Below are 21,641 nucleotides of genomic sequence, written 5' to 3' on the forward strand. Positions count from 1 at the left end.
GACTGAATGAAAGGGCATCAATGCCTAAAAAACACCTTTTTATAACCCTAAGCCCATCAGAATTAATCGCACTGGAAGATTTTATGCGGCTGATGGCTTTCCAGCATAAATACCGGGCGCGGCTGCGCGGCAATGCGATTTGGATGTCTTCCCAACAGCATAAAACCGTGGAGCAGATTGCCAAATCACTCAACAAATCCAAGCGGACTATTTATTCGTGGTTTAAACAATACATGGAAAAACGGATTGACGGGTTAAAGGACGACGATTCCAAATTGACCCCGGAACAAATCAGCCGGATGATGGAAATCAGTTACCGGTCAAAACCGCTCAAACACGGTCGGGAGCGTAAGATAAGATGGAGTTATCGTAAGATTGCCAAATGGGTCAAGGAACAATGGGGCATCACTATTTCGCACGAACGGCTTAGGCAGATTATCAGGAAGAGATTATTGAATATATAATTTAACTCACATCTTCTATAGTATGCGGTAACTCGCCAAGTGGACACTGCTCACACAGCGGCTTGGTCTTTTTGCAATAGGTCTTGCCTAATCGCACTATCAGGGCATGATATTCATTAAATAGTTTGGCGTCCCGGGGCAGGGCGTCCTCAAACAGGGCTTTCAATTCGTCATATCCGGTCTCTTCCGATATCATCCGGTGCCTTAAGCATATCCGGTAGGTATAGGCATCGCAGACAAAGGTGGGCTGGCCCGCGGCATATAACACGATAGAATCAGCCGTTTCCGGGCCGATGCCCTTGACGCTGAGCAGGGCTTCCCTTAAGGTGGATGTTTCTTTGTCAAAGAGTATGTTCAGGTCGCCTTCGTAGTTTTCAAACAGCCAGTTGATGAAACTCTTCAGGCGCTTGGCCTTGATATTAAAATAGCCGGAGGGTTTTATCAATTCGGCCAGGCGGGGCAGGGGGCATTTGTGCAAACCCTCAGCAGAAAGCAGTCCGGCTGATTTCAGGTTATTAATGGCCTTTTCCACGTTGGACCAGTTGGTGTTTTGGGTGAGAATCGCGCCGATAACCACCTCAAATGGCGTCTCACCTGGCCACCAGTGCTGTTTGCCGAAGTGAGCCAGTAATTTGTCGTAGATTTCTTTCAGTGTCTTGGCAGTTGGCATTGTTTGGTAAGTTGATAAGATGATAAGTAAATAAGTTGATAAGAAGATGCCGAAACGAGTTCGGCATGACCGGGTGCACTTATCAACCTATCATCTTATTTACTTATCAGCTGTTTTCTACTCGTGTCCCTTGACCTTTTGTATCAGGAAATTGATATTACCTCTGACCTTGTCTGCCTCGGGGCTGTCCGGGTAAAAGTGGATGATTTCGTTGGCCTTCTGGAGCGCCATCAGCCAACTCTCCAGTTTGATGAAGTTCTTGACGTCTTCCATCAGGGCTTTTAGGTCCGGTTTTTCCCTGGTTGGATAGGTTATTGAACCATGTTCCCTGGGTTTCTGGGCCGGTGGCTCTTGGTAGCGCCCCGAAGTCATCGGGACTCCGCTCACGCTGCGCGGGGCAGTCACCACCATTCCCTGAGATGCCATTGGCTGGGGTATCTTGCGTTGGGCCGGGGTTTTGAAGGGAGATGGTTTGGGTTTCTGGGCCGGTTCTTCCGCCTTATTGGCCTTGTTTGCAAACAGCAGGTTGATTCCGGCCATGCCGCAGAAGATAAATAACGCCACCAGTAAAATCCACTCGCGGCGGGCGATATTGGTGGTCTCTACGACATTGATATAAACGAATGGCAGGACAATGCCGGCTATCAGATAGAGTGTGGCGAGGAAGTATTTCATAGTTAATAATGATATCCTGTTTGTGAGATTGCTGCGCTATCGCTCGCAATGACACGCGAGGGACCACGCTCGCAATGACACTTTTGGGACATCCCGTTACGCGTACTATTATCTCCGGCCGAAGGGTGACCCTAAATTGTCTCCCTTAGAGCTCAAGGGTGAGAAATAGCCGAAATCACCTGCGCCCGAGGATAATTCGTCCTGAAAAAGCGCTACGGGTGTATTTTCGTCAACCTCAAATGGCACCAGGGTTTTGAATGACGCCGGATAACGTTTATAAGAACGATCCGGGATATTGAACTTATATTCTATGTGTCCGGAGCCGGCCACGACCACGACCTGGGCGGCCGGGTCGTTAACGGATTTGAGGTAATTGGCGATGGCCTCGGCAAAGGTTTCGTCCCACATGCATTGCTTCAAATACATCTTTTCTATCATGCCCTTCATCATATCTTTTGTCCGCGGGTCGTTCAGCATTCCGCTGAATTGCTTCATCACGAATTCCTTGTGTTTCGCGTTGGATGTGTCCACATCCCTGGCAATGAGTTTCTGCTCTTCGGGCGAGAGTTTATCCCAGCCCATTTCAGCCATTTTGCTCTTGATGGTTTTCTCTACGTTCAGGCCGATGAGTTTGATTTTATTGGCATGGGCATAGCGAATCATTGCCAAATAATAGTGGTACCATTCGCTGAAACCGAAGGTGTTGGTTTTGTCAAATTCCTCTTCGGTAATCTTGCCGGCAATATAATTGTCAATTGAATCCTGCTTTGAACGGTAGAGGAATTCCATGGCCAGTGCGGTCTTGGGGTTTTTCTGCGACAGCGACTTCAGGATATCCCCCTGTAACTTATGATGCGCCTCGTTGGTATGGGATTCAGCCACATAGACCACCTGGATATTTTTGAGCCGGCTTATCATGGTGTCATAGTCCATGATTTCCATGGTGGCCAGGTCAACGTATTTATTGTAGAGGTCGGGTAGTTTCAATGACATCAATGTCGCGGTGGCCTTGGAGATGGCCGCCTGGCGTTCGGCGCTGGCTTTTTCCTGGGGCATAATCACCGGCGGTATATCCGGATGCGGTTTATCCGGCGATGTCGCGTTGGGGTTTTGCTTGGGCGTATTAGAATTGTTGGTTTTTGGTGTGCCCGAGGCGCAGGACAGATATAATCCTCCGAATAAAATGGCTCCTGATATCAATATTGTCTTGTACATACGTTGCTGACTCCTTTCAGGCTAAACTATTACGAGTTTTATTTATTTTTAGTATATCTTTCGGAAAATTTACGCCCCTCATCAAGCGCCGCGGTATTGATGGAGGCGAGTTCGGCGCTTAGTTTGGAGAAAACCGCGGATAATGAATCTCTGACACTGCCGATTTGCACCACTTTCATTCGCCCGATGTATGCCCCGATGATGACCATATTGGCATACCGCGCTGCCCCGAGTTTTTCCGCTATTTCATTTGCCGGAACCGGAATAACTTCCACGTCGGTCCGGGACGGCGGATTGGGAATGAGCGAAGAGTTATAAATTAGCAGCCCGCCGCTCCGAAGGCGCGGCTCAAATTTAGTCAGCGAAGGCGCGTTCATTACGATAATCGTATCCGGCTGGTTGATTATCGGCGAGGCGATTTCCTCTTGCGATATAATCACCGAGCAATTGGTGGTTCCGCCCCTCATTTCAGCGCCATAAGACGGGAAGTGCGTGCAGTACTTATTTTCCAGCATGGCCGCGTTTGCCAGCAGGACACCGGCCTTGACCACTCCCTGGCCGCCGAACCCGGCGATAATCAGCGCTTGTCTCATTTTTACTAAAGTCCTATATTTTTATTCTCTACCGGTTCTTCATCTGGGATTTCTTTAGGAGCCGAAACCTCTGTCTTTGGCTGTGATATGTCTTTATACACGCCCAGCGGATAATACGGGATCATTGTTTTCTCCATGTATTCGCACGCCTTTAAAGGAGTCAGTCCCCATCCGGTGGGGCAGGGGGATACTACTTCAACCAATGAAAAACCCAGGCCGTCATTCTGGATTTTAAACGCCTTTTTAATGGCCCGTTTTGCCTTAAGGACATTGGCCACGTTGTGCACCGAAACCCTTTCGATATAGGCCGGGCCGTCCATGGTGGCCAGCATCTCGCAAACCTTTATCGGGTAACCGGCTAATTTAGGGTCCCGGCCGGTCGGGTTGGTGGTCGTTTTCTGACCCGGCATGGTAGTCGGCGCCTGTTGCCCGCCGGTCATGCCGTAGATGGCGTTATTAATGAATATAACGGTGAAGTTTTCGCCCCGGGCGGCCGCATGAACGGTTTCGGCCGTTCCGATGGCCGCTAAATCGCCGTCTCCCTGGTAGGTAAATACGGTTGTCCCGGGGCAACTCCGTTTCAGTCCCGTAGCCACGGCCGGGGCCCGGCCATGGGCGGCCTGGAGCGCATCGCAGTCAAAATATTCGTCCAGGAAAACAGCGCAGCCCACCGGCACCACCGCCACTGTTTTTTCCCTTAACCCCATTTCGTCGATTACCTCGGCCACCAATCTGTGAACAATACCGTGCCCGCACCCCGGGCAATAACGCATGGGGATTTTTGTCAAACTGGTCGGTTTCTTAAATATCATTTAAACAGCACACCTCTCCTATTGTGGCTTTATTTTTTAGCGCCGTTTTGATGGCCGCCAGAACTCCATCCCCGGTCGGCACTGTTCCGCCGGGACTGCCGTAAAAATAAATCTCAGCCTGGCCGTTGGAAAACATCAGGACATCTTCAACCATCTGCCCGGTATTCATTTCTACAGCCAGAAGCTTGCCGGTCTTTTTGGCATATTTGGATACTATTTCTTTTGGGAACGGCCACAATGTTATCGGCCGGATCAGGCCGATTTTCAGTCCCTCCTGCCGGCCTTTCATAATGGCGTCAACGGCCACCCGGGCCGAAGTGCCGTAGGCAACTATAATAATTTCAGCGTCTTCGGTATATCTTTCTTCAAATCTGACCTCATTGGCCTCTATTTCCTTGTATTTCTTATAAAGATGCCAATTGAGGCGCTCAAGAACATTTACATCCAGATGAAGCGTGTTAATTACCCTCCGGTCCCTGCCTTTGCATCCGGTCAGGACATAATCTTTGGGTGGAAGCTTATTTATATTAACCGTCTCAAACTCAAACTTCATGGGTTCCATCATCTGGCCTAACAACCCGTCAGCCAGTATCATACTGGGGTTCCGGTATTTTTCAGCCAGTTCATAGGCCAGTTTCGGGAAGTTGCCCATTTCATTAACGCAGTTCGGGGCCAGCACGATCACCCGGTAATCCCCGTGTCCGCCGCCGCGCGTCGCCTGCCAATAGTCGCATTGGCTGGGGGAAATATTGCCCAGCCCGGGTCCGCCCCGGACCACATTGGCATAAAAAATCGGGAGTTCGGCTGCCGCGCTGTATGATATGCCTTCCTGTTTCAGGCTTATTCCGCAACTGGAGGAGGATGTCATGGCCCTGGTCCCGCAGGCCGCCGCCCCGTAAATCATATTAATGGCGCTGACCTCGGATTCGGCTTGGATAAAAGTGCCGCCGACTTCAAACAGGCGCCACGATAAATATTCCGGAATCTCGTTTTGCGGGGTAATCGGGTAGCCGGAAAAAAACCGGCATCCGGCCCGAACGGCGCCTTCAGCCAGCGCTTCGTTTCCCTTCATTAATATCTTCTGGCCGATTTTATATTTTTCTGTGCTCATCGTTCACGAATTACCTCAATGGCTATTTCCGGGCAGATTTGGTAGCAGAGCGCGCAGCCGGTGCATTCTTCCTTCTTGATGCAATGGACCGGATGGAAACCGCTCTCGTTAAGATCGGCGGCTAGTTCCAGTATCTTTTTGGGACAAGCCCCGATGCAATAGCCGCAGGATTTGCAGAGTGATTTGTTAACGGATACTTCTATTTTCCGAGCCTCTTTTTTAGCGCGTAAGTTAGTCATGGCATCTAATACATTGTTGAATATCTGACGCAGTTTAAAGTAAGGGACCCATAAAGTCAAGAAAAACTTGTGAAATATTAGCAGGGAATTAAGATATAGCATTGACTATGCATAAGATTAATATTTACGACAGCCAGCCGGCGGTTCCGGTCCGGATAAACCCGGCGCGTTTAAAGAATATCCTTAAATATATCCTCAAGAAAGAATGCCAGCCGCCGGGGATATTCAACTTCATCTTCGTGGACAACCGGCAGATTCGCAGGTTGAACCGGGCATACCTGGGTATGCGCAATGTTACGGATGTCATTGCATTCCCGTTAGCGGATAACCGCGATAGCGTCAGGGGCGAGGTGGTGGTTTCGGTCGAGGAGGCAGCGCGCCAGAGCCGCAAGTTGGGCATCCCGCTAAACCGAGAAATCGCGCTCTATTGTATCCACGGATTACTGCATCTGATTGGTTATGATGATTTGAGCAAGTCCAGACGCATTAAGATGGAGCGGAAGCAGGCGGAATACCTGAAGATGGCCAATCCCTGAACACGGCGGCCGGATTATTTCTTATTCAGGTCGGCCCGGAGCGAATAGAGGAGTTCCCCGATATTCTTCTGGAGTTCTGTCAGTTTCTTGTCCAGCGCTTCGGTCTTGTCGCCGTTGATTTTCTTGCCGTAGATGCCCTTGATTTCCAAGGCCACCTTGCGCGAGTCGCCCACCTTGCCGATATGTTTCTTCCAGATATCGGCCAGGGTCGGTTTGAATCCGGCGATAAAGATATCTGATTTGCCGCAATAATCATCGCAGACGGACTCCTGGGACTGCCAGTCCTTGGCCGCGTCCGGTGAATCCTTGGCGGCATTGTAGGCTTCAACCGTGTCCTCAACCAGGGCATAGTAGAACCAATCCAGGTCCAGGAGCGTCTCCTTGGTCAGAAATACCCTGATATCTGATATCAGACGGGGTACCTGGCTGTTTATCGTAAATGTGAAATTGGCGTCTTTTTTCTTGTTTGCATCTATCACCGCGTCGCTGAACTGTTTCAATTGGGGCTGTAGGAGTCCGGTAAGTTTGTGGAGCGTCGAAAACGAATCGGTATAAAATGTGATATAACCCTGTTTGCGCATCAGAACGGCGATTTCCCGGTCAATTTCCGCGACTTTGACGGCGGCTTTCTTCTGCCATTGCTGGAAATCAACGTCGTCCGCCGGCGGTTTCTTTTCTTCCTTGCTCTTGTCGATAATCTTCTTTGCCTCTTTATAGATAGTATCCAGTTCGTCCACGTATTTTGAGGCGGTCTGGCATTCCTGTTTCATGAATTCCAGCCGTTCGGCCACCGTGCCGATCATCACGAATTTACTGGCGCTCAGGCGGTATTTGTCCTCGTTGGAGAAGGCCAGGGTTTTGTTCTTTTGGATGATCGAGGGCGTTACGGAAAGAAAATACCGTCCGGGCGGAAGGGTCAGATTGGGCGAAATCTTATCGCTGAATTTCTTGTCCTTTATCTCGGCGGACTCCTTGGCTACCTGGAGGTTCTTTTGGCCGGAAAGGTCTTCGACGATTGCGGCCAGCAGGAAATCCAGGACCGTGGCCGGCTTGAATCCGGACTTGGCGCTGAACGAGATGGAACTGGTAACCTTGCGCTCTCCGGTACCGTCGCGCGCCACCTTGACCTGGGTGATTTCCGGCGGTTCCATCGCGGCTTCCTTGGCCGGCGTCTGGCCGTAGATAAACAGGGACGAGAATACAATCGGGGCTATGTAGAGTAATCGCATTCAATATCTCCTTTACAGTTATGTTATAGCGCGATATTTCATTCTCTAATGTCATTCCCGCGTAGGCGGGAATCCAGACAGCCGTTTCCTGGATTCCTGCTTTCGCAGGAATGACAAGAAAGACGATGGCTTAGCATTTATTGCTCATACCTCCAACTGACTATCTTGGGCGTAGAGTAATAATAGAAAGTAATATCGTCAAATATTATCGTATCAATTGCCGCCTGGGTTCCTGTAATATTGGGTCTAAACTGCAGCGTGTAGCTCATCTGGTTGTTGCTGGGTTTCAGCGGTTCGCCGGTTGTGGTCGGAGAAACCGCGGCTCCATTGGTGTTCATGGTTAAGGTATTGCCGCTTAAATCAACGTTTACCTGTCCATTCGGCATAGTACCGTCAGGCGTGGGTGTGCCGTATACGGTCCAGTGGACCATAAAGACGTTGACCTGTTCCGGCGTTTCAGAGCCGGTGGTCCCGATGCCCTGTATTTTGTTAATGTCAATCACGCTTGAGGTGAAATTGGCATCATTACCGGTGTAATACCTGCCAACGTTAGTATAGATATTCTGGATGTTTGGAGGTACAGCTGCCGGTGGTCCAGACGGTGCCTCTCCGTTTCCACTTCCACCGGATCCTGAACCAGAGCCAGAGCCGGTTCCTGAGCCTGAACCAGAGCCGTTGCCCGGCGGTATTCCTCCTGGAGGTGTCTCCCCTCCCGGTGGTATTCCTCCTGGCGGTGTCCCCCCTCCCGGCGGTGGCGGCGTAGATGGGGGAGTCGGCGTGGATGGCGTAGGCGGCGTGGATGGCGTAGTCGGCGGTACTGGCGTAGTCGGCGGTGGCGGCGGAGTCGGTGTAGTAGGCGGAGCCGGGGGTGTCGGCGGTGTCGATGGCGGTGGCGGCATCGGCGGCGGTATCGGACCAGGAGGCGGCGGTGTAGACGGCGGCGCCGGCATACGATGCGGGCAGGCCGCCCAGATTATTTTCTCCTTGTTTATATAGGTTACCTTGGTATCCTTCAAACTGGCCAGTTTTACGCCTTCATCAAAGATAAATGCCGATTCACGGTTCGGCGATGAGGGAGCAGAACCGCTTCCGGGTCCGCTCCCTGAGCCACCGCCACCTGGAGCAGATGGGGTGATTTCCGGATTACCTGGAGGCCCACCAGGAGGGCCACCAGGCGTTTGTGTCAACTCAAAAATCATGACCTCATCAAAGGTGGCATCAGGCGAGCAATTTAATCTCGGTGCATCCGACGCCTCGCCTAATCTCAGGTTAGAAGTATAGTTGCCTATCAGGCCATTAGTCTGGTCCTGGAACGGTCCGCCTACCCAGGCATCTCCATTAATATACAGCTGGTCATAAGTTCCTTGCCAGGCTGGTGTAGTTCCGGTGTTGCTTGCGGGTCCAGAACCGGTTCCCGGAGTAGCCGGAGGCGGTGCAGCCGGTGGCGCCGGAGGCGGTGCAGCTGGTGGCGCCGGTGGAGCCGGTGGCGCCGGAGGAGGAGCTGGTGGCGCAGGAGGCGGGGCACCCGGTGGCGGGGCAACCGGTGGCGCAGGAGGCGGGGCAACCGGTGGCGCCGGAGGCGGTGCAGCCGGTGGCGCAGGAGGAGCCGGTGGCGCAGGAGGAGGAGCCGGTGGCGCCGGAGGAGGAGCCGGTGGCGCAGGGGGTGGGGCCGGTGGCGCAGCCGGTGGTGCCGGTGGCGGAACCGGAGGAGCCGGAGGCGGTGTCTGCGGCGGCATCGGTTGGCCCCGGCCCGGGCAGGCCGCCAGGTCAAATACCTCGCGCTGATAACTGCTCCCGTCCGGGAATACATATAACTTATTGTTCACCAGGGCATATTTGACATTGGTATCATATATGGAAGCTTCGCCACTTCCGGAACCACCAGTACCACCTGAAGCCGGGTCATTGACCCTTCTTACCCACATAACATGCATCCATTTTCCGGCCCGGAATTTGCTGGTGTTCCAGGGCGCCCCGGAGGATAACCCGTTGCAACTGTGGCCTGTTTCGACATGGTTGAGGCAGGGCGTGCCGGCTCCGGTAAACGGGATTGGGTTGTTGGTGCCGTAGCCGCCGGCCAGGAAACTGTTGCGGGACCACACGCCAGGTATTATTGCCCCTGGGGTTCGGGCAATGCTGTAGATGCCAAACGGAGCGCCATTGCCGCTGTTGGCAGCCGGGTTCATCCAGGAAAAATAGCATCTTATCTTCCCGGTTTCCTCGGGATAGAATTGCGGCTTAATCCACATTGATACCAGTATTCGCTGGTTGCTGTTAGGAAGTGGCCGCGGTGTAAAATCATATGCCGGAACCGACTTGCTGTCCGAATATACGCCGTCAACATAGAGGCGGCCGTCCAGGTCTGATAATTTTGCTTTCCCTTTTTCAGGCATTATTACGCCGGCCTTAGGCGGGTCACGCAATATTCCGAATCCTTTTACTTCCTCGCCGGTATTGGCGTTGATGCCGGTATCAAAACCGGCCCTGAATCTGAGGGGATTATTATCGATATCCTGTCGGGAGAATTCGGTGGTGGCCAGGGTGATATAGCCGTCATAATCGGCGTTAATGCCATAGTTATCTGTAGCGTTACGGGCGAGATTGATTCTTTCCGGCAGGATTTGGAGCGATAAATCATTGTTGGTGTCAGTGGCGCTGCTGATGATATTCGACCGGCTGGAAAGATCAGCCAGGAATTGCTCCTCGGTGGTCTCGCGGTAGATGTCAAAGAGTTTGACTACGGTCTTGATTTCCGACTGGGCCATAATCTTGTTGTTCTTGCTGAGCACCCGGCCCAGGGAGGTGATTTCATAATGGCCGGTCGGGTAGAAGGTGAATTCCGTGGTAAAATAGGTCAGGTCGGTCTTGTCCACCCGGAGCAGGCGGTTGTAATCCGGGTTAAAGTCGTTGAGATTGGTATTGGGATTGAAATTGGCCTTGAGCACATCGGCCTGCTCTTTGGTGAATGTCCCTGATTGTCCATATACTGTTGCGCCGATCAGGCCATCGCAGAAACTGTTAAATTGTTCCCAGCTCCTAAATGGGCCCTGGTTGGGGTCATTTACCCGGCGTATTATTCCGTCGGCGACCATTCCGGCTGCCTCCTTGCTTAACGCCGCTGTTTCCCTTAACCTGAAGGTGGTCAGCGGTGAGAATTGTGTGAATTGCTGTAATGCGGAATTTGCCGGCCAATCGTTATCACGCATGTAATTCTCATTCTGGTTTTTTTGGTCAATCGACTCAAGATAATATCCTTTAAGTCCCCGGATCAGGGCGACCATGACCGGCCTCAGGGCGGTATTGATATTGACCGGCGCCCGGCCATTCTTATTTCCCGTGGGGAAGGTAATGGCCTCGGTGATGCGCATCTCGCTCCATGATTCTATCTCGCCGCCTAAGACTGGCGCTACTCCGTTCCGTCCCAGCCGCTGTGATAACGGGGTCGGGCTGACCACGGTCTCATCGAGCCAAGAATAAAAGGAAATATAGGGTTCCAGTGTCTTGGTCTGGTCATCGGTTAGTTTAACCCGGGATTTAAGGTCGTCCATGGAGCTGTAGGCCCCTTTGCCGGCCTTTTCATCGTATATGTTGGTGCCGATATTCCGGCTCAAGCCGGGTATTTCCTCGGTCAGGTTCTCCAGGATAGTCTTGAGGTTTGGGTGGTCTTCCATATTGACAAAGAGCCGGCTGGACAGGTCGTCTATCTTGAGGGCGAAATAGTCGTCCTCCTTATTGTATTGGGAGGGTACCCGGCCGGACACGCCGACCTGGTAATTCTTACCCTTTTTAATCTCGATCATGTCTTTGGCGTCAAATAGAGGTTTGCCATCTTTATCCTTATCATCAATCCGGTTCTTCATCAAAGAGGGGCGCGGGGCGCGGTCCAGGGGGCAGTCAAAGGTCTGCAAGGTGCCGTCGCCGTTGGCGTCCTCTCCGTCATCTAATATGCCGTTTCCATTCAGGTCCTCGCCGTAATACCTGAGTTCGTCTATCTTATCAGGCGTCAGGTATGCCCGGGCCGTGGAGAGGGCGGCCTGGATGCCGCTCTGGGCCACCAGCTTGGCCTGGACATTATCCACGTAACTCTTTGAGGCGGACCGCTCAAAGGTGGTAATCATGGAAAAGAGCGTGCCCAATATGACCAGTAAGGTCAGGACGCCCAGGATGACAATCAGGATGATGCCTTTTTCATTATTGCGGGACAGGTTCTTTTTCATATAGTCCTCCTTATATACGGGGTTTTCAGGAATAACAACAGGGTTAAACAACCCCCTTTTATTCCCCCTTTGTTAAGGGGGACGGAGGGGGTTGTTACTCCGTTAAATACTGTTATTTATCAATTCTTACACACCAGCGGGGCTGAGGAATCCTCGGCGTAGAGCGTCTCGCCGTCCTTGCCCAGGGCATCGCCCATGGTGGTGGTCAACCGGACTTCTCCTTTGGCTACATATATTAATACCGAGGTCTTTATCTTAAGCGGCTCGACCTCTTCTTCCTTGACGCTGACCGAGAACTCGGTCCCGTGGACCAGGATGGTGCCGGCCGAGGTAATCAGCTGGAACGGCTGGCCGTGGTCTTTGGATACGGTGACGTGTAGCTTGCCGCTTTCCTTGAGGATGACCTGGCGGCCGGATTCATTGATGATCAGGTCGGAATCCGGCGAGGCGATGATGCTGGTTCCGTCCGCGGCGTATAAGCTTTGGGCGTCGCCGGCCGGCCCGGTCAACAGATAAAAGATTGATGCGGCCGCCAGCAGGACCGCCGCAACGCCGGACAGGGCCAGCACCAGCCGGTTTAATCTGGCCGGCTTGCGGCCGGCTGATAATTTCTCCAGCTGCGGCGTTGGGATCGGCAGCGCCTTGAACTCGTCGGAAATCATCCGGGCGAACGCCTGCTCCGATTCGTAATACGCGTGGCAGTCCGCGCAGCCCATGATGTGCTCACTCACCTCCACGGGCAGGGTGGATTTCCCGATGATGCTTTGTTCGATTTCGTTTCTAATCTCTGAACAGTTCATTTTAGTTTCTCCCTTAGAGCCCGGTAGGCCCGGGTCAGCCGGCTCGTCACCGAGCCCTCCGGTTCTTTTAAATGCCTGGCGATTTCCGCGCAGGTCATATCCTTATAAAATCTCAGTATCAGGACCAGCCGAAAATCCTCGGGCAGCGAATTCAGGACGTCCCGGAGCATTAACTTATCCGCCGATTGGGCGGATTTGTCGTCCGCCAGCTCGATGGTAATCGTTTGTTCCTTGACAATCTTGCGGCCCCGGTGCCGCTCTTTTATCAGCTGGCTGACCAGGCCGTAAAACCATACCGGGAACTTGTCTTTATCCTCCAGTTTTTCCAGGTACTTCTGAACCTTGACAAACGCCTCCTGGGTGATATCCTCTGATTCCGCGTGGTTCTTGGTCCACTGGTAACAAAGCTGGTAGGCCATCGGCCAGTACTTGGTCACCAGTTGGTTGAAAGAACCCGCGTCACCCTCCAGCGTTTTATCTATCAGGATAACATCGTCCGGATTTTTCACTGTTATTCTCTATATATATGAATGTTTGAGACACCCAAAAAACTGCATGGGGTTGAAAAATATTTTAACAACCCCCTTAATCCCCCTTTTTTAAGGGGGACTTAAATTTTCTTGTTACTTCCCGTTTCCTACTCCCCCTTAGTAGGGGGGCTTATTCCCCCTTAGCAAAGTGGGATACTTTATACTCCCCTTTAGTAGGGGGGATTATTCCCCTTTAGCAAAGTGGGATACTTTATACTCCCCTTTAGTAAAGGGGGCAGGGGGTTGTTACCCTTTTTCTTTAAAGGTTGTCAAGGGGTTGTTCTCAATCCATCCCCCAATCGCCCTCAAGACATTTTTTATATCCTTCTTTATTTCCAAATCATTAAATCTCAGTATTGTTAAACTGAGCGATTCCAGAAATCGTTGTCTCTTCATGTCGATATGGAACTTCCCTTCATGGCTTATTCCGTCAATCTCGATTATCAGATTAAGACTGCTGCAATAGAAATCCACAATATAATTACCTATTGGTTTTTGTCTTGAAAATTGATAACCATACATTCTGCGCGATTTTAGTTCGTTCCAGAGCAATACTTCGGCAAGCGTGCTGCTACTTCTTAGTTTTCTTGAGAGCGCTTTTAACTTAGGGTTGTAACAAATCTTCATAACAACCACCATTGTTAGGGGAGATTATAACCCCCTTTTTCCCCTTTTAATAAAGGGGACTACAACCCCCTTCGTCCCCCTTTGTTAAGGGGGAATTACGACTCTCTTACTCCCCCTTAGTAAAGGGGGCAGGGGGGTTGTTACTCATACCTCCCCATTCTCCCTATTATCCCGTGCCCGGCGCCGGTTATAATAGAAAAGAACTTCTTAAGCACGTCTTTTTCGTATAAAATAATCTTGAGCATCTGTCTGGCCAGATTGGCCATATCCCGGCTGACCCAGCCCGGCCGGGACAGGCAATGCCGTTTCCAGAGGACAATCCGGTTCCGGGTGCCGTAATATACCCGCAACGGGCTGTGATGGGTGATTAATATGTCCTGCCACAAAAACCGGTGCTGGGTTGATTGGCCGGCGGCGTGGTGCAGGATGGCCGATTGGGCTTCAATTATCCTGAATCCGCGGGATAAACAGCGCAGGCAGAATTCCACATCCACGAAGTCAATGAAGAAATCCTCGCTGAACAGCCCGACCTTTGGGAAGATGCGGGCCGGGAGCAGGTTCCCGGAGGTCATGGTCGCCTCGATTTCCACAAACGGTTGGGCCGGGTCGGTCCGGCAATTCCCGAAAGACAGGTGCTTGCCGGTGACCGGATTGCAATAGACCGGTGAAATGACGGCCACCGCATCCTTGTAATCGCATGATTGGTAAGCGGCCAGCATGGTGTTGATGAATCCGGGTGTGACCCGGCTGTCCTGGTCAAAGGTGGCAATCCAGTCGCAGCCGGCCTCCAGGGCGTATCTGATTCCGATATTCAGGGCCGCGGCGATTCCCAGATTGGCGCGGTTATAAATCACCTGCACGTCTTCTGTTTTACCGGCCGCGTCCAGCAGGTTGCGCGATGCGCCGGACGAGCCGTTGTCCACGATGATTACCCGGCCCACCTGCTCCTTCAGGGCCGTTATGTTGGCGGGCAGGTAATCGCCCGGATTATACGCCACAATTATTGCGCAGACGCTTTTCATAAGATGGAATCGTAATATATTAGCCGAAGGAAGTCCCCCTTATTAAAGGGGGTCGGGGGGTTGTTATCACTACTGGATCCTATTATAAAATCCCGTAAGGGACAACCCCCTTCATCCCCCTTTCGTAAGGGGGACTTCAGGCGGCCAAATAACTAACTTCATAAAAGTGCCGGCGCATCAGGCCGGCCTTTCCTTCCTGAGTTTCCTGAGCCGGAGCATGGCCCGGACGGTTTTGACCAGCACGCCCTTGAATTGGGTCGCGCCGACGTAAATCATCCGCCACGGATGCCGGAGATTGTCCTTGATAAAATAATACAGGTTTATCGGCAGGATGACCTTGAACCGGGCGATGAGATAGAGTTCTTCGAACTTAGATTTGGGCATATCGGCGTAATTTATCTGTGGCGTTTCCGGGTCGCCGATGCTGTCCCAGTCCAGAATCTGTTTGCCCTCGGCCTTGAGTTGGTTGTAGACGGCCGAGCCGGGCAGGGGCATAAAGAGATTGAACCCGATATTATGGGGCTTGGTCTTCTTAAGGAAATCTATGGTCTGGCGGAAATCGTCCTCTCTCTCTCCGGGATAACCGGCGATGATATTGCCCTGGAAACGCAGTCCGACCTCCTTGGTCAGCTTGACGGCCGCCAGATTCTTGGCCACCGTGGTCTTTTTGTTCATCAAATCCAGTATCCGCTGCGAGCCGGATTCAAATCCGTATTCCACGTGGACGCATCCGGCTTCCTTCATCAGTTCCAGATATTCCTTATCAACGATACTGGTGCTCAACTGGGCCATCCACTTGATTTTCTTATTGATGCCCCTGGCGATGAACAGGGACAGCACCTCCTTGGCCCGTTTCTTATTGGCCAGGAACATATCCTCGGCAAAATAGAGCGCCTCGATGGAATACTCGGAAATCAGGTGCTCGATTTCGCTGGCCACCCTTTGGGGCGAATGGTATCTGACCTTGCCGCTGAAGCTGATCGGACCGGCGCAGTAGTGGCAGCGGAACGGGCATCCGCGCGCGGTAAAGATGTGGGTGGTGCGCAGGCTCAGGTTTCGGCTGGTGAACCGGCTCGGCCGTAAGTATGATGACATCTTGAGCAGGTGCCGGGCCGGCAAAGGCAGGTCATCCAGGTTTTCGATTAACTCCCGGTCCGGGTTTGAGACGATTTCCCGGTTCGCATCCCGGTAGTTGATGCCGGCGACCTCAGGCAGTGCGCGTCCGTTGGCCAGTTCCAGCATGGTATTCTCGCCCTCGCCGCGCGCCAGGATATCTATGGACGGGCATTTCTCCAGGGTCAGGATGGGCTCGCCGATGCAGTGCGGCCCGCCGATGGCCGTGGTCGTGCCCGGGAATTCCTTCTTGACCATGGTGGCCATGTAACTGGCGTCGCTGACATTGGGCGTGGTCACGCTGAAACCCACGATGCCCGGCTTGAACGAGGCGATTAAATCCAGGGTGTCCTTATCGGTCTTTTGGAAGTCCAGGTGGTTCTCTTTCAGGAGCAGGTCCCGGTCGATAATCAGGGCCTTGTGCCCGTGCTTTTCCAGGACCGCGGCAATATAGGCCAGCCCGAGCGGCGGCCAGAACTGCTTGTTCTCATCGACCTTGCTTCTCTTGGCGGACACCAGCGGATATATCAGGCAGACATTCATTGTTCCGATTCCTTCAACTATTTAGTTGGTAAGCCCCGGGTTATTTTTACAGTATAGGAAATTATACCCTACGGGCACAAGTAAAAATGCAACCACGAATTAACACAAATATACACGAAAAATACCAGATATAAAATCCCAATTATTAGTGTTCGCTATCTCTACGGGACTCTTATTAATGAGAACACCGTTAGGGGTCGCGTTCATTTCGTGGTCATTCGTGTCCATTCGTGGTTGCGAAGTTTTTCTGATATTTTCCCAATGGTTCAAGTTTTAATCCTGCGCCATAACGACTGCAGTCCGGATTTCTGCCAGAGGTATCTTATCCCGATTGAGGTCAGCGCGGCCTTGATTGACCGGTTAATCCGCTGCAGCAATAAAGGGGCCGAGGCGCTCCAGGTGCCGGTAGTGGAATAAATCCGCCTGACATCCCGGTGTTTATCAAGCACCTTGGCCAGGGTCCGGAAATAAGACGCGGACAGCACGCCGATGGATTTATGCCAGATGAACATCGGGATGACATAGGCGTCGAATCCCGATTTCCGGGCGGACAGGCAATAATCCACGGCATACAGGTGCCAGTCGTCGCAGATGGTTTCGTCGAACCGGAGTTTGTTGAATACCGGCCTCGGGACGATAATCAGGCATTCATCGAGCGTCTGGACCTTCTGTGGGGCGGTGATATCGGTGAATCCGATACCGCGGCTGGGCGGGATGCCGTGCTTGATATTGGTCCAGACAAACCCTTTCCCGTCGGCTACCCCGGCCAGGCCGGCGATTGCGGTCTCCGGCAGTGAGCGGGCTATCTTTTCCGCCTCGGCCAGCCAGGTGTTTGACGACAGGTCCACATCCTGGTGGACGAACATCAGGTATTCACCGGTTGCCTGGCTTGCCCCGTGATTCAGGGCCGCGGCCGCGGACCTGAACCGGTTGCCTGTATTGTCAATGGCGATTAGCTCGTATTGGGCGGTCTGGTTCCGCAGATTCTTCATCAGTCCGTCGTCCAGGATTTGCTTATTGTTGTAAACGCAGATAATGGAAATCATAATATTATCAGGCAGTAAAGCATATTTCCGGCGCAGTTCAATAATATTCGGTCATATATGTCAAGGCTTATATCCTGAACCGGGACCAATACTCGTATTCCCCGGCTGGCAGTTCGCCGTAGTCCAGCTGGCTGATGGAAACAGCCGGATGCCCGTCCTTGGTCACCACCTTGCGGAAATGCACGTCATAAAAGGCAATCCGGCCCAGCGGGGCAGTGTGCCGGACGCCCTTGCCAAGCAAGGTCAGCAGTCCCTGCATATAGTTGTAGTCCTCCTTGGAGCCGACCCAGCCCTGGTACGCCTCTTCCTGGATGTAATACTTGGTTTTATCCTTGCGGTATTTATCCAGCACCTCAGGCCGGAAGGAGATGCTCTCTTCGGTTGCGATTGTGCCGTAGCGGTTCAGGCGCGAGGTGAAATATTTCTGGAGGTCTTCGGGCCTGAAACGCCACTGGCCGCCGATTTTCGAGGCCGATAACGACCCGGCGGCAATCAGCCGGTAAATCGTCCGGCGGCTCAGGCCCAGGTAACCAATCACCTCTTTTAGAGACATCAGATAGACCAGGTCTTTGTTCTGTTGGCCGGAGATTTTGTCCAGCAGGAGCCGGCACCATAACGGCTCCTTATTTATTTTCTTGTGGAGATGTTGGGCTGTGTTGCGGTGGAGATTTAGTTTATGCGCCGCTTCTGTCGCGGTCAGGTGCAGCTCCAGGAAATAATATATGGCTGCAAGCCACTGGCTTAGAGACAGGCGGCTGTCCTGGAGAACCGTGCCGGTAAAATCGCTCCACCAGATGTTGCACTTGTCGCAGTGATAGCGAAAGTTTTTACTGCTGGTATAAATCTTGTTCTGTACCCGGTGACATTTGATGCATCGGATGCCATTGGGCCAGCGAAAGGCGTGGAAGATTCTCTGGCAATCCTTGTCGCTCAATCCTGATATGACCAATCCAAAATCTGACATATTTTAGCACAGATGACGGCAGTGAAAATATACCCGTCCTGCTGACATCTGTGCGCATTTTACCAAAAACGCAAGATTAGTCAAGTAGTTTTTGCCATTATCTGTGCATTTTGTAATTTTATAACTAAATAGTTTACTTGATGTTGTATCTGTCGAACTGTTATCTGTGCATAAATATGACAGGATATGTCAAAATATGGTGATAGGGGGGTATGCCACCTCCCCCCGGGGTTACCTACACCTCCACTACCCTTGTATCACAGATCCGGTACCCTTGTATCACAGGCCCGGTATCCTTGTGTCACAGGCCTGGTACCTTTGTGTCATAGACCCGGTACCCTTGTGTCACAGACCCGGTACCCTTGTATCACAGACCCGGTACCCTTGTGTCACAGACCCGGTACCCTTGTATCACAGGCCCGGTACCCTTGTGTCGCAGGCCCGGTACCCTTGTGTCGCAGGCCCGGTACCCTTGTGTCGCAGGCCCGGTACCCTTGTGTCACAGGCCCGGTACCCTTGTGTCACAGGCCCGGTACCCTTGTGCCACAGGCCCGGTACCCTTGTGCCACAGACCCGGTACCCTTGTATCACAGGCCCGGTATCCTTGTGTCACAGATCAGGTACCCTTGTATCACAGACCCGGTATCCTTGTGTCATAGGCCTGCTGTCTATGATATATACCTCCATTGGATAGAATAGATGAAATGTGCGACGTCGTACATTAGAGCCAGTTATCCCGCAGGGAGTTACTGGCTCTTATCCCGACAGTTTTTGTCGGGGTTAAGATTCTGTTAGGAATGTTGGACGTCAAACAACCTATTTATAATAATTCAGTATGTTGTTACTGAAACTATCGCCCAGAGGCAGCATAATCCGCTTGAATATCCCCGGCACTGCGGACGTAGTTGTGGACTTTAGCATCGTATATGAATCCTCTGAATGGCAAGTCGTTACGGTAGCCAATACGAAATGGCTTACTGTTTAAAATAGTAGCATTCAGGTTATTTTGCTGGATGTTAAAAGACCGCAGGGTGCCGTCAATGTATATTTTGACACCGGTTGCGTTGCCAGACCCATCATAAGTGGCAACTACATGATGCCAGGCGTTGTCTATTAAATTGGCATCGGCGTATCCTTCAATCCCATTTATGCCGCTGCCGGTATTTAAAATCTGAAAGTTTAGTTTACCGTCGTTTCTGACAAACATAGAATAGCCGCGGTAATTATTTGAAGTGTCCTGTTTTGAAAATACGTTCTGCCAGGCGGCATAATCAGTCTTGATCCATGCTCCCAGGGAGAACGATTCCGTTCTTTCAAAGCCCAAAACATTGCCAAAATCCACATAGTCATTCACCCCATCAAAGTATAGCGCGCTGTCGGACCAGGTGGCGCCATAGACCGTGCCGTTATTAGTGCCGGAAGAATCAGTGGCGGTAATTCCTGACGTCTCATCAAATTTCCACCAGCTATTAGTGTTATCCGGGGCGCTGCTGCCTGAATCATTTGGTTTGGCGCATCCGTTTTGGGCTGAGATGCTGAATGATAACATCGCTAATAATAAGAGGACCGCTACTATTAAGTAATGTCTTTTACTCATACTGATTGCTCCTTTCGGAATTATTATCACAAGATGCTCATCTTACAGGCAGTTTTAAACTGTAATAAATATAACCATTAGTCCTGGTTTGTCAAGTTAAATCTGATAAAAACCTGGTGTTTTACCTATGGGCGAGAATATCCTGATAAAGCCTTATAATCTCATCCGTGTGGGCTTTTATGGTCTTCCAGGGCTGGATGTTCTTCTGCATCTCGGCAATCAGAGCCGGGTTCTGGATAAACAGGTCCATCTTTGCGGCCAGTTGCTGGGCATCTCCGGGCTGGGCCAGGAATCCGTTTTCTCCATCCTTTAGCCAGTCCGGAATCCCGCCGATTCTGCTGCCGATGACCGGGAGCCGGGCGGTCAGGAATTCCACGCCGACCAGGCCGAACATCTCTTCCCAGATGGATGGCATCAGCCCGACGTCTATCTCGTGGAGCATCTGATTCAACGGCGTCGGGCCGTAGGACCTTCTCAGTTCTATATTGAGTTTGTCGCTTAACCGGCCCGGTTGGCCCGGGTGGTAGATAATCAGTTTGGCCTTGGACTGGTCAAGTTTTGAGAACGCCTCTATTAATACGTTGTATCCCTTATGTGCCCACTTGCCGCCCAGGTATCCGAAGACCACCGGGTAATTACTGTGGCGCAACGGCTTGGGCGTGATGGTCTCGATGCTCTTGGCCGAGTGCGAAATGACCCGGGTCTTGGCCTTTGAGACGCCGTAATTGTTGAAAATCTCGGCTGAACGGCGGGTGGAACAGTGGACCACATCCAGTTTATTCAATTGCTCAACAAAGAACCTTCGGCGGTTGAGAAACTGTTGGGCGTTATACGGGTTGGTATGCGGCTGGGGTAGGGCATTTCCCTGGGTGTCTTTGCCGGCAACTGCCTTTTTCATCAGGCGGTAGGCGTTAATTATGGGCTTGGGAATAATCGGAGCCAGCGCCCATTTTAACCTGTTTTTGTATGATGAGTCAGACAGGGGCCGGTTGGCCAGGCATTCCACGCAGTCAGCGCCGTTATGGAAATCAGTGCAGATGTCTTTTTCCCTGAACATCAGGTCCCGTTGGGGGCAGAGGTCGTAATAGTTGTGCATCGATTTGATAACCGGTATCCGGCTTTTGGCGATTAGGTCGATAACAGACGCCGGGTGCAGTTGGAGTTCGTGGATATGGATGATATCGGGCCTTTCCTGGGCCAATACTTGGGCGGTGAGTTCTTCAATCGCGGGCTCGGAGCATTGGATATCCGGATTAACCAGGTATCCGGCCGGGGCCAGGGGCGGATTATAAATCTCTATGATTTTGGTGGCGCTTTTGCGCCAGGTTTTCAGGGATGGTTTTTGGCTCAGGGAATATCGCGGTATGACAAAGAAGGCCGTGGTATCCCAGCCCTGGGCGCTGACTGCCTCCATTATGGATTCCTGGTAATTGATGGCGCCGCCTTTGCTGAAGGGCGAAAGCCCGAAACCGATGTATAAAACCTTGGGCATATTATTATGTTATCCTTTGATGTTTACTCCGCCCGTGTCATTGCGAGGGAGTCCCCGCCGTTGGCGGGGATAAATTCCACTGGGGCTCTTTATACTCCCCCTTATTAAAGGGGGGCGGGGGGTTATTATTCTTTCACCGTATTCTA

General features: G+C 51.9%; 20 protein-coding genes. 2 read left to right on the forward strand and 18 right to left on the reverse strand.

Going from position 1 to position 21,641, the window contains the following annotated elements; all coding sequences use genetic code 11:
* The first annotated feature begins 20 nt into the window (after positions 1 to 20).
* Positions 21 to 464, forward strand: coding sequence for a helix-turn-helix domain-containing protein (locus HZA49_07375; protein MBI5779259.1), 444 nt, complete (start codon positions 21 to 23; stop codon positions 462 to 464).
* Position 465: 1 nt separating this feature from the next.
* Here HZA49_07375 and HZA49_07380 read toward each other — a convergent pair whose 3' ends face one another.
* From HZA49_07380 to HZA49_07410, 7 genes are all read right to left on the reverse strand, one after another.
* On the reverse strand, positions 466 to 1,134 hold the full coding sequence (locus HZA49_07380) for an endonuclease III domain-containing protein (protein ID MBI5779260.1): 669 nt from the start codon (positions 1,132 to 1,134) through the stop codon (positions 466 to 468).
* A gap of 117 nt (positions 1,135 to 1,251) precedes the next feature.
* Positions 1,252 to 1,809, reverse strand: a complete 558-nt coding sequence (locus HZA49_07385) for a hypothetical protein (GenBank protein ID MBI5779261.1) — start codon at positions 1,807 to 1,809, stop codon at positions 1,252 to 1,254.
* 108 nt (positions 1,810 to 1,917) lie between these two features.
* Positions 1,918 to 3,024, reverse strand: a complete 1,107-nt coding sequence (locus HZA49_07390; protein ID MBI5779262.1) for a ChaN family lipoprotein — start codon at positions 3,022 to 3,024, stop codon at positions 1,918 to 1,920.
* Between the two features lie 38 nt (positions 3,025 to 3,062).
* Positions 3,063 to 3,617, reverse strand: a complete 555-nt coding sequence (locus HZA49_07395) for a 2-oxoacid:acceptor oxidoreductase family protein (protein ID MBI5779263.1) — start codon at positions 3,615 to 3,617, stop codon at positions 3,063 to 3,065.
* A gap of 5 nt (positions 3,618 to 3,622) precedes the next feature.
* Positions 3,623 to 4,429, reverse strand: a complete 807-nt coding sequence (locus HZA49_07400; protein MBI5779264.1) for a 2-oxoglutarate oxidoreductase — start codon at positions 4,427 to 4,429, stop codon at positions 3,623 to 3,625.
* The gene (locus HZA49_07405; protein ID MBI5779265.1) at positions 4,419 to 5,519 is read right to left on the reverse strand and encodes a 3-methyl-2-oxobutanoate dehydrogenase subunit VorB; all 1,101 of its coding nucleotides are present in this window, start codon (positions 5,517 to 5,519) and stop codon (positions 4,419 to 4,421) included. Before HZA49_07405 ends, HZA49_07400 begins: the two co-directional genes overlap by 11 nt.
* 17 nt (positions 5,520 to 5,536) lie before the next feature.
* The gene (locus tag HZA49_07410) at positions 5,537 to 5,779 is read right to left on the reverse strand and encodes a 4Fe-4S dicluster domain-containing protein (protein MBI5779266.1); all 243 of its coding nucleotides are present in this window, start codon (positions 5,777 to 5,779) and stop codon (positions 5,537 to 5,539) included.
* Between the two features lie 107 nt (positions 5,780 to 5,886).
* Here HZA49_07410 and ybeY point away from each other — a divergent pair, with 107 nt between their 5' ends.
* The gene (gene ybeY / locus HZA49_07415) at positions 5,887 to 6,315 is read left to right on the forward strand and encodes an rRNA maturation RNase YbeY (GenBank protein ID MBI5779267.1); all 429 of its coding nucleotides are present in this window, start codon (positions 5,887 to 5,889) and stop codon (positions 6,313 to 6,315) included.
* A gap of 14 nt (positions 6,316 to 6,329) precedes the next feature.
* Here the strand turns inward: ybeY and HZA49_07420 are convergent, their stop codons facing one another.
* From HZA49_07420 to HZA49_07470, 11 genes are all read right to left on the reverse strand, one after another.
* On the reverse strand, positions 6,330 to 7,544 hold the full coding sequence (locus HZA49_07420; GenBank protein ID MBI5779268.1) for a hypothetical protein: 1,215 nt from the start codon (positions 7,542 to 7,544) through the stop codon (positions 6,330 to 6,332).
* 137 nt (positions 7,545 to 7,681) lie between these two features.
* Positions 7,682 to 11,761 (reverse strand): hypothetical protein, encoded by a 4,080-nt coding sequence (locus HZA49_07425; GenBank protein ID MBI5779269.1) that lies wholly within the window; start codon positions 11,759 to 11,761, stop codon positions 7,682 to 7,684.
* A 119-nt stretch (positions 11,762 to 11,880) separates the two neighbouring features.
* Complete coding sequence (locus tag HZA49_07430) at positions 11,881 to 12,561, reverse strand: FecR domain-containing protein (GenBank protein MBI5779270.1); 681 nt, start codon at positions 12,559 to 12,561, stop codon at positions 11,881 to 11,883.
* A complete protein-coding gene (locus HZA49_07435) occupies positions 12,558 to 13,070 on the reverse strand; it encodes a sigma-70 family RNA polymerase sigma factor (protein ID MBI5779271.1) in 513 nt (170 codons plus the stop codon). Before HZA49_07435 ends, HZA49_07430 begins: the two co-directional genes overlap by 4 nt.
* A 267-nt stretch (positions 13,071 to 13,337) precedes the next feature.
* Positions 13,338 to 13,718: an endonuclease domain-containing protein gene (locus HZA49_07440; GenBank protein ID MBI5779272.1), complete on the reverse strand. Its 381-nt coding sequence runs from the start codon at positions 13,716 to 13,718 to the stop codon at positions 13,338 to 13,340.
* A gap of 140 nt (positions 13,719 to 13,858) precedes the next feature.
* Positions 13,859 to 14,740: a glycosyltransferase family 2 protein gene (locus HZA49_07445; protein MBI5779273.1), complete on the reverse strand. Its 882-nt coding sequence runs from the start codon at positions 14,738 to 14,740 to the stop codon at positions 13,859 to 13,861.
* 177 nt (positions 14,741 to 14,917) lie between these two features.
* Positions 14,918 to 16,396, reverse strand: coding sequence for a radical SAM protein (locus tag HZA49_07450; protein ID MBI5779274.1), 1,479 nt, complete (start codon positions 16,394 to 16,396; stop codon positions 14,918 to 14,920).
* Positions 16,397 to 16,662: 266 nt separating this feature from the next.
* A complete protein-coding gene (locus HZA49_07455; protein ID MBI5779275.1) occupies positions 16,663 to 17,442 on the reverse strand; it encodes a glycosyltransferase in 780 nt (259 codons plus the stop codon).
* Positions 17,443 to 17,509: 67 nt separating this feature from the next.
* Entirely contained in the window at positions 17,510 to 18,406 is an 897-nt protein-coding gene (locus HZA49_07460; protein MBI5779276.1) for a helix-turn-helix domain-containing protein, read from the reverse strand.
* A gap of 850 nt (positions 18,407 to 19,256) precedes the next feature.
* The gene (locus tag HZA49_07465; protein MBI5779277.1) at positions 19,257 to 20,003 is read right to left on the reverse strand and encodes a LamG domain-containing protein; all 747 of its coding nucleotides are present in this window, start codon (positions 20,001 to 20,003) and stop codon (positions 19,257 to 19,259) included.
* A gap of 121 nt (positions 20,004 to 20,124) precedes the next feature.
* On the reverse strand, positions 20,125 to 21,495 hold the full coding sequence (locus HZA49_07470; protein ID MBI5779278.1) for a glycosyltransferase: 1,371 nt from the start codon (positions 21,493 to 21,495) through the stop codon (positions 20,125 to 20,127).
* Positions 21,496 to 21,641 lie beyond the last annotated feature (146 nt).

Source organism: Planctomycetota bacterium (assembly GCA_016235865.1).
Lineage (GTDB): Bacteria > Planctomycetota > MHYJ01 > JACQXL01 > JACQXL01 > JACRIK01.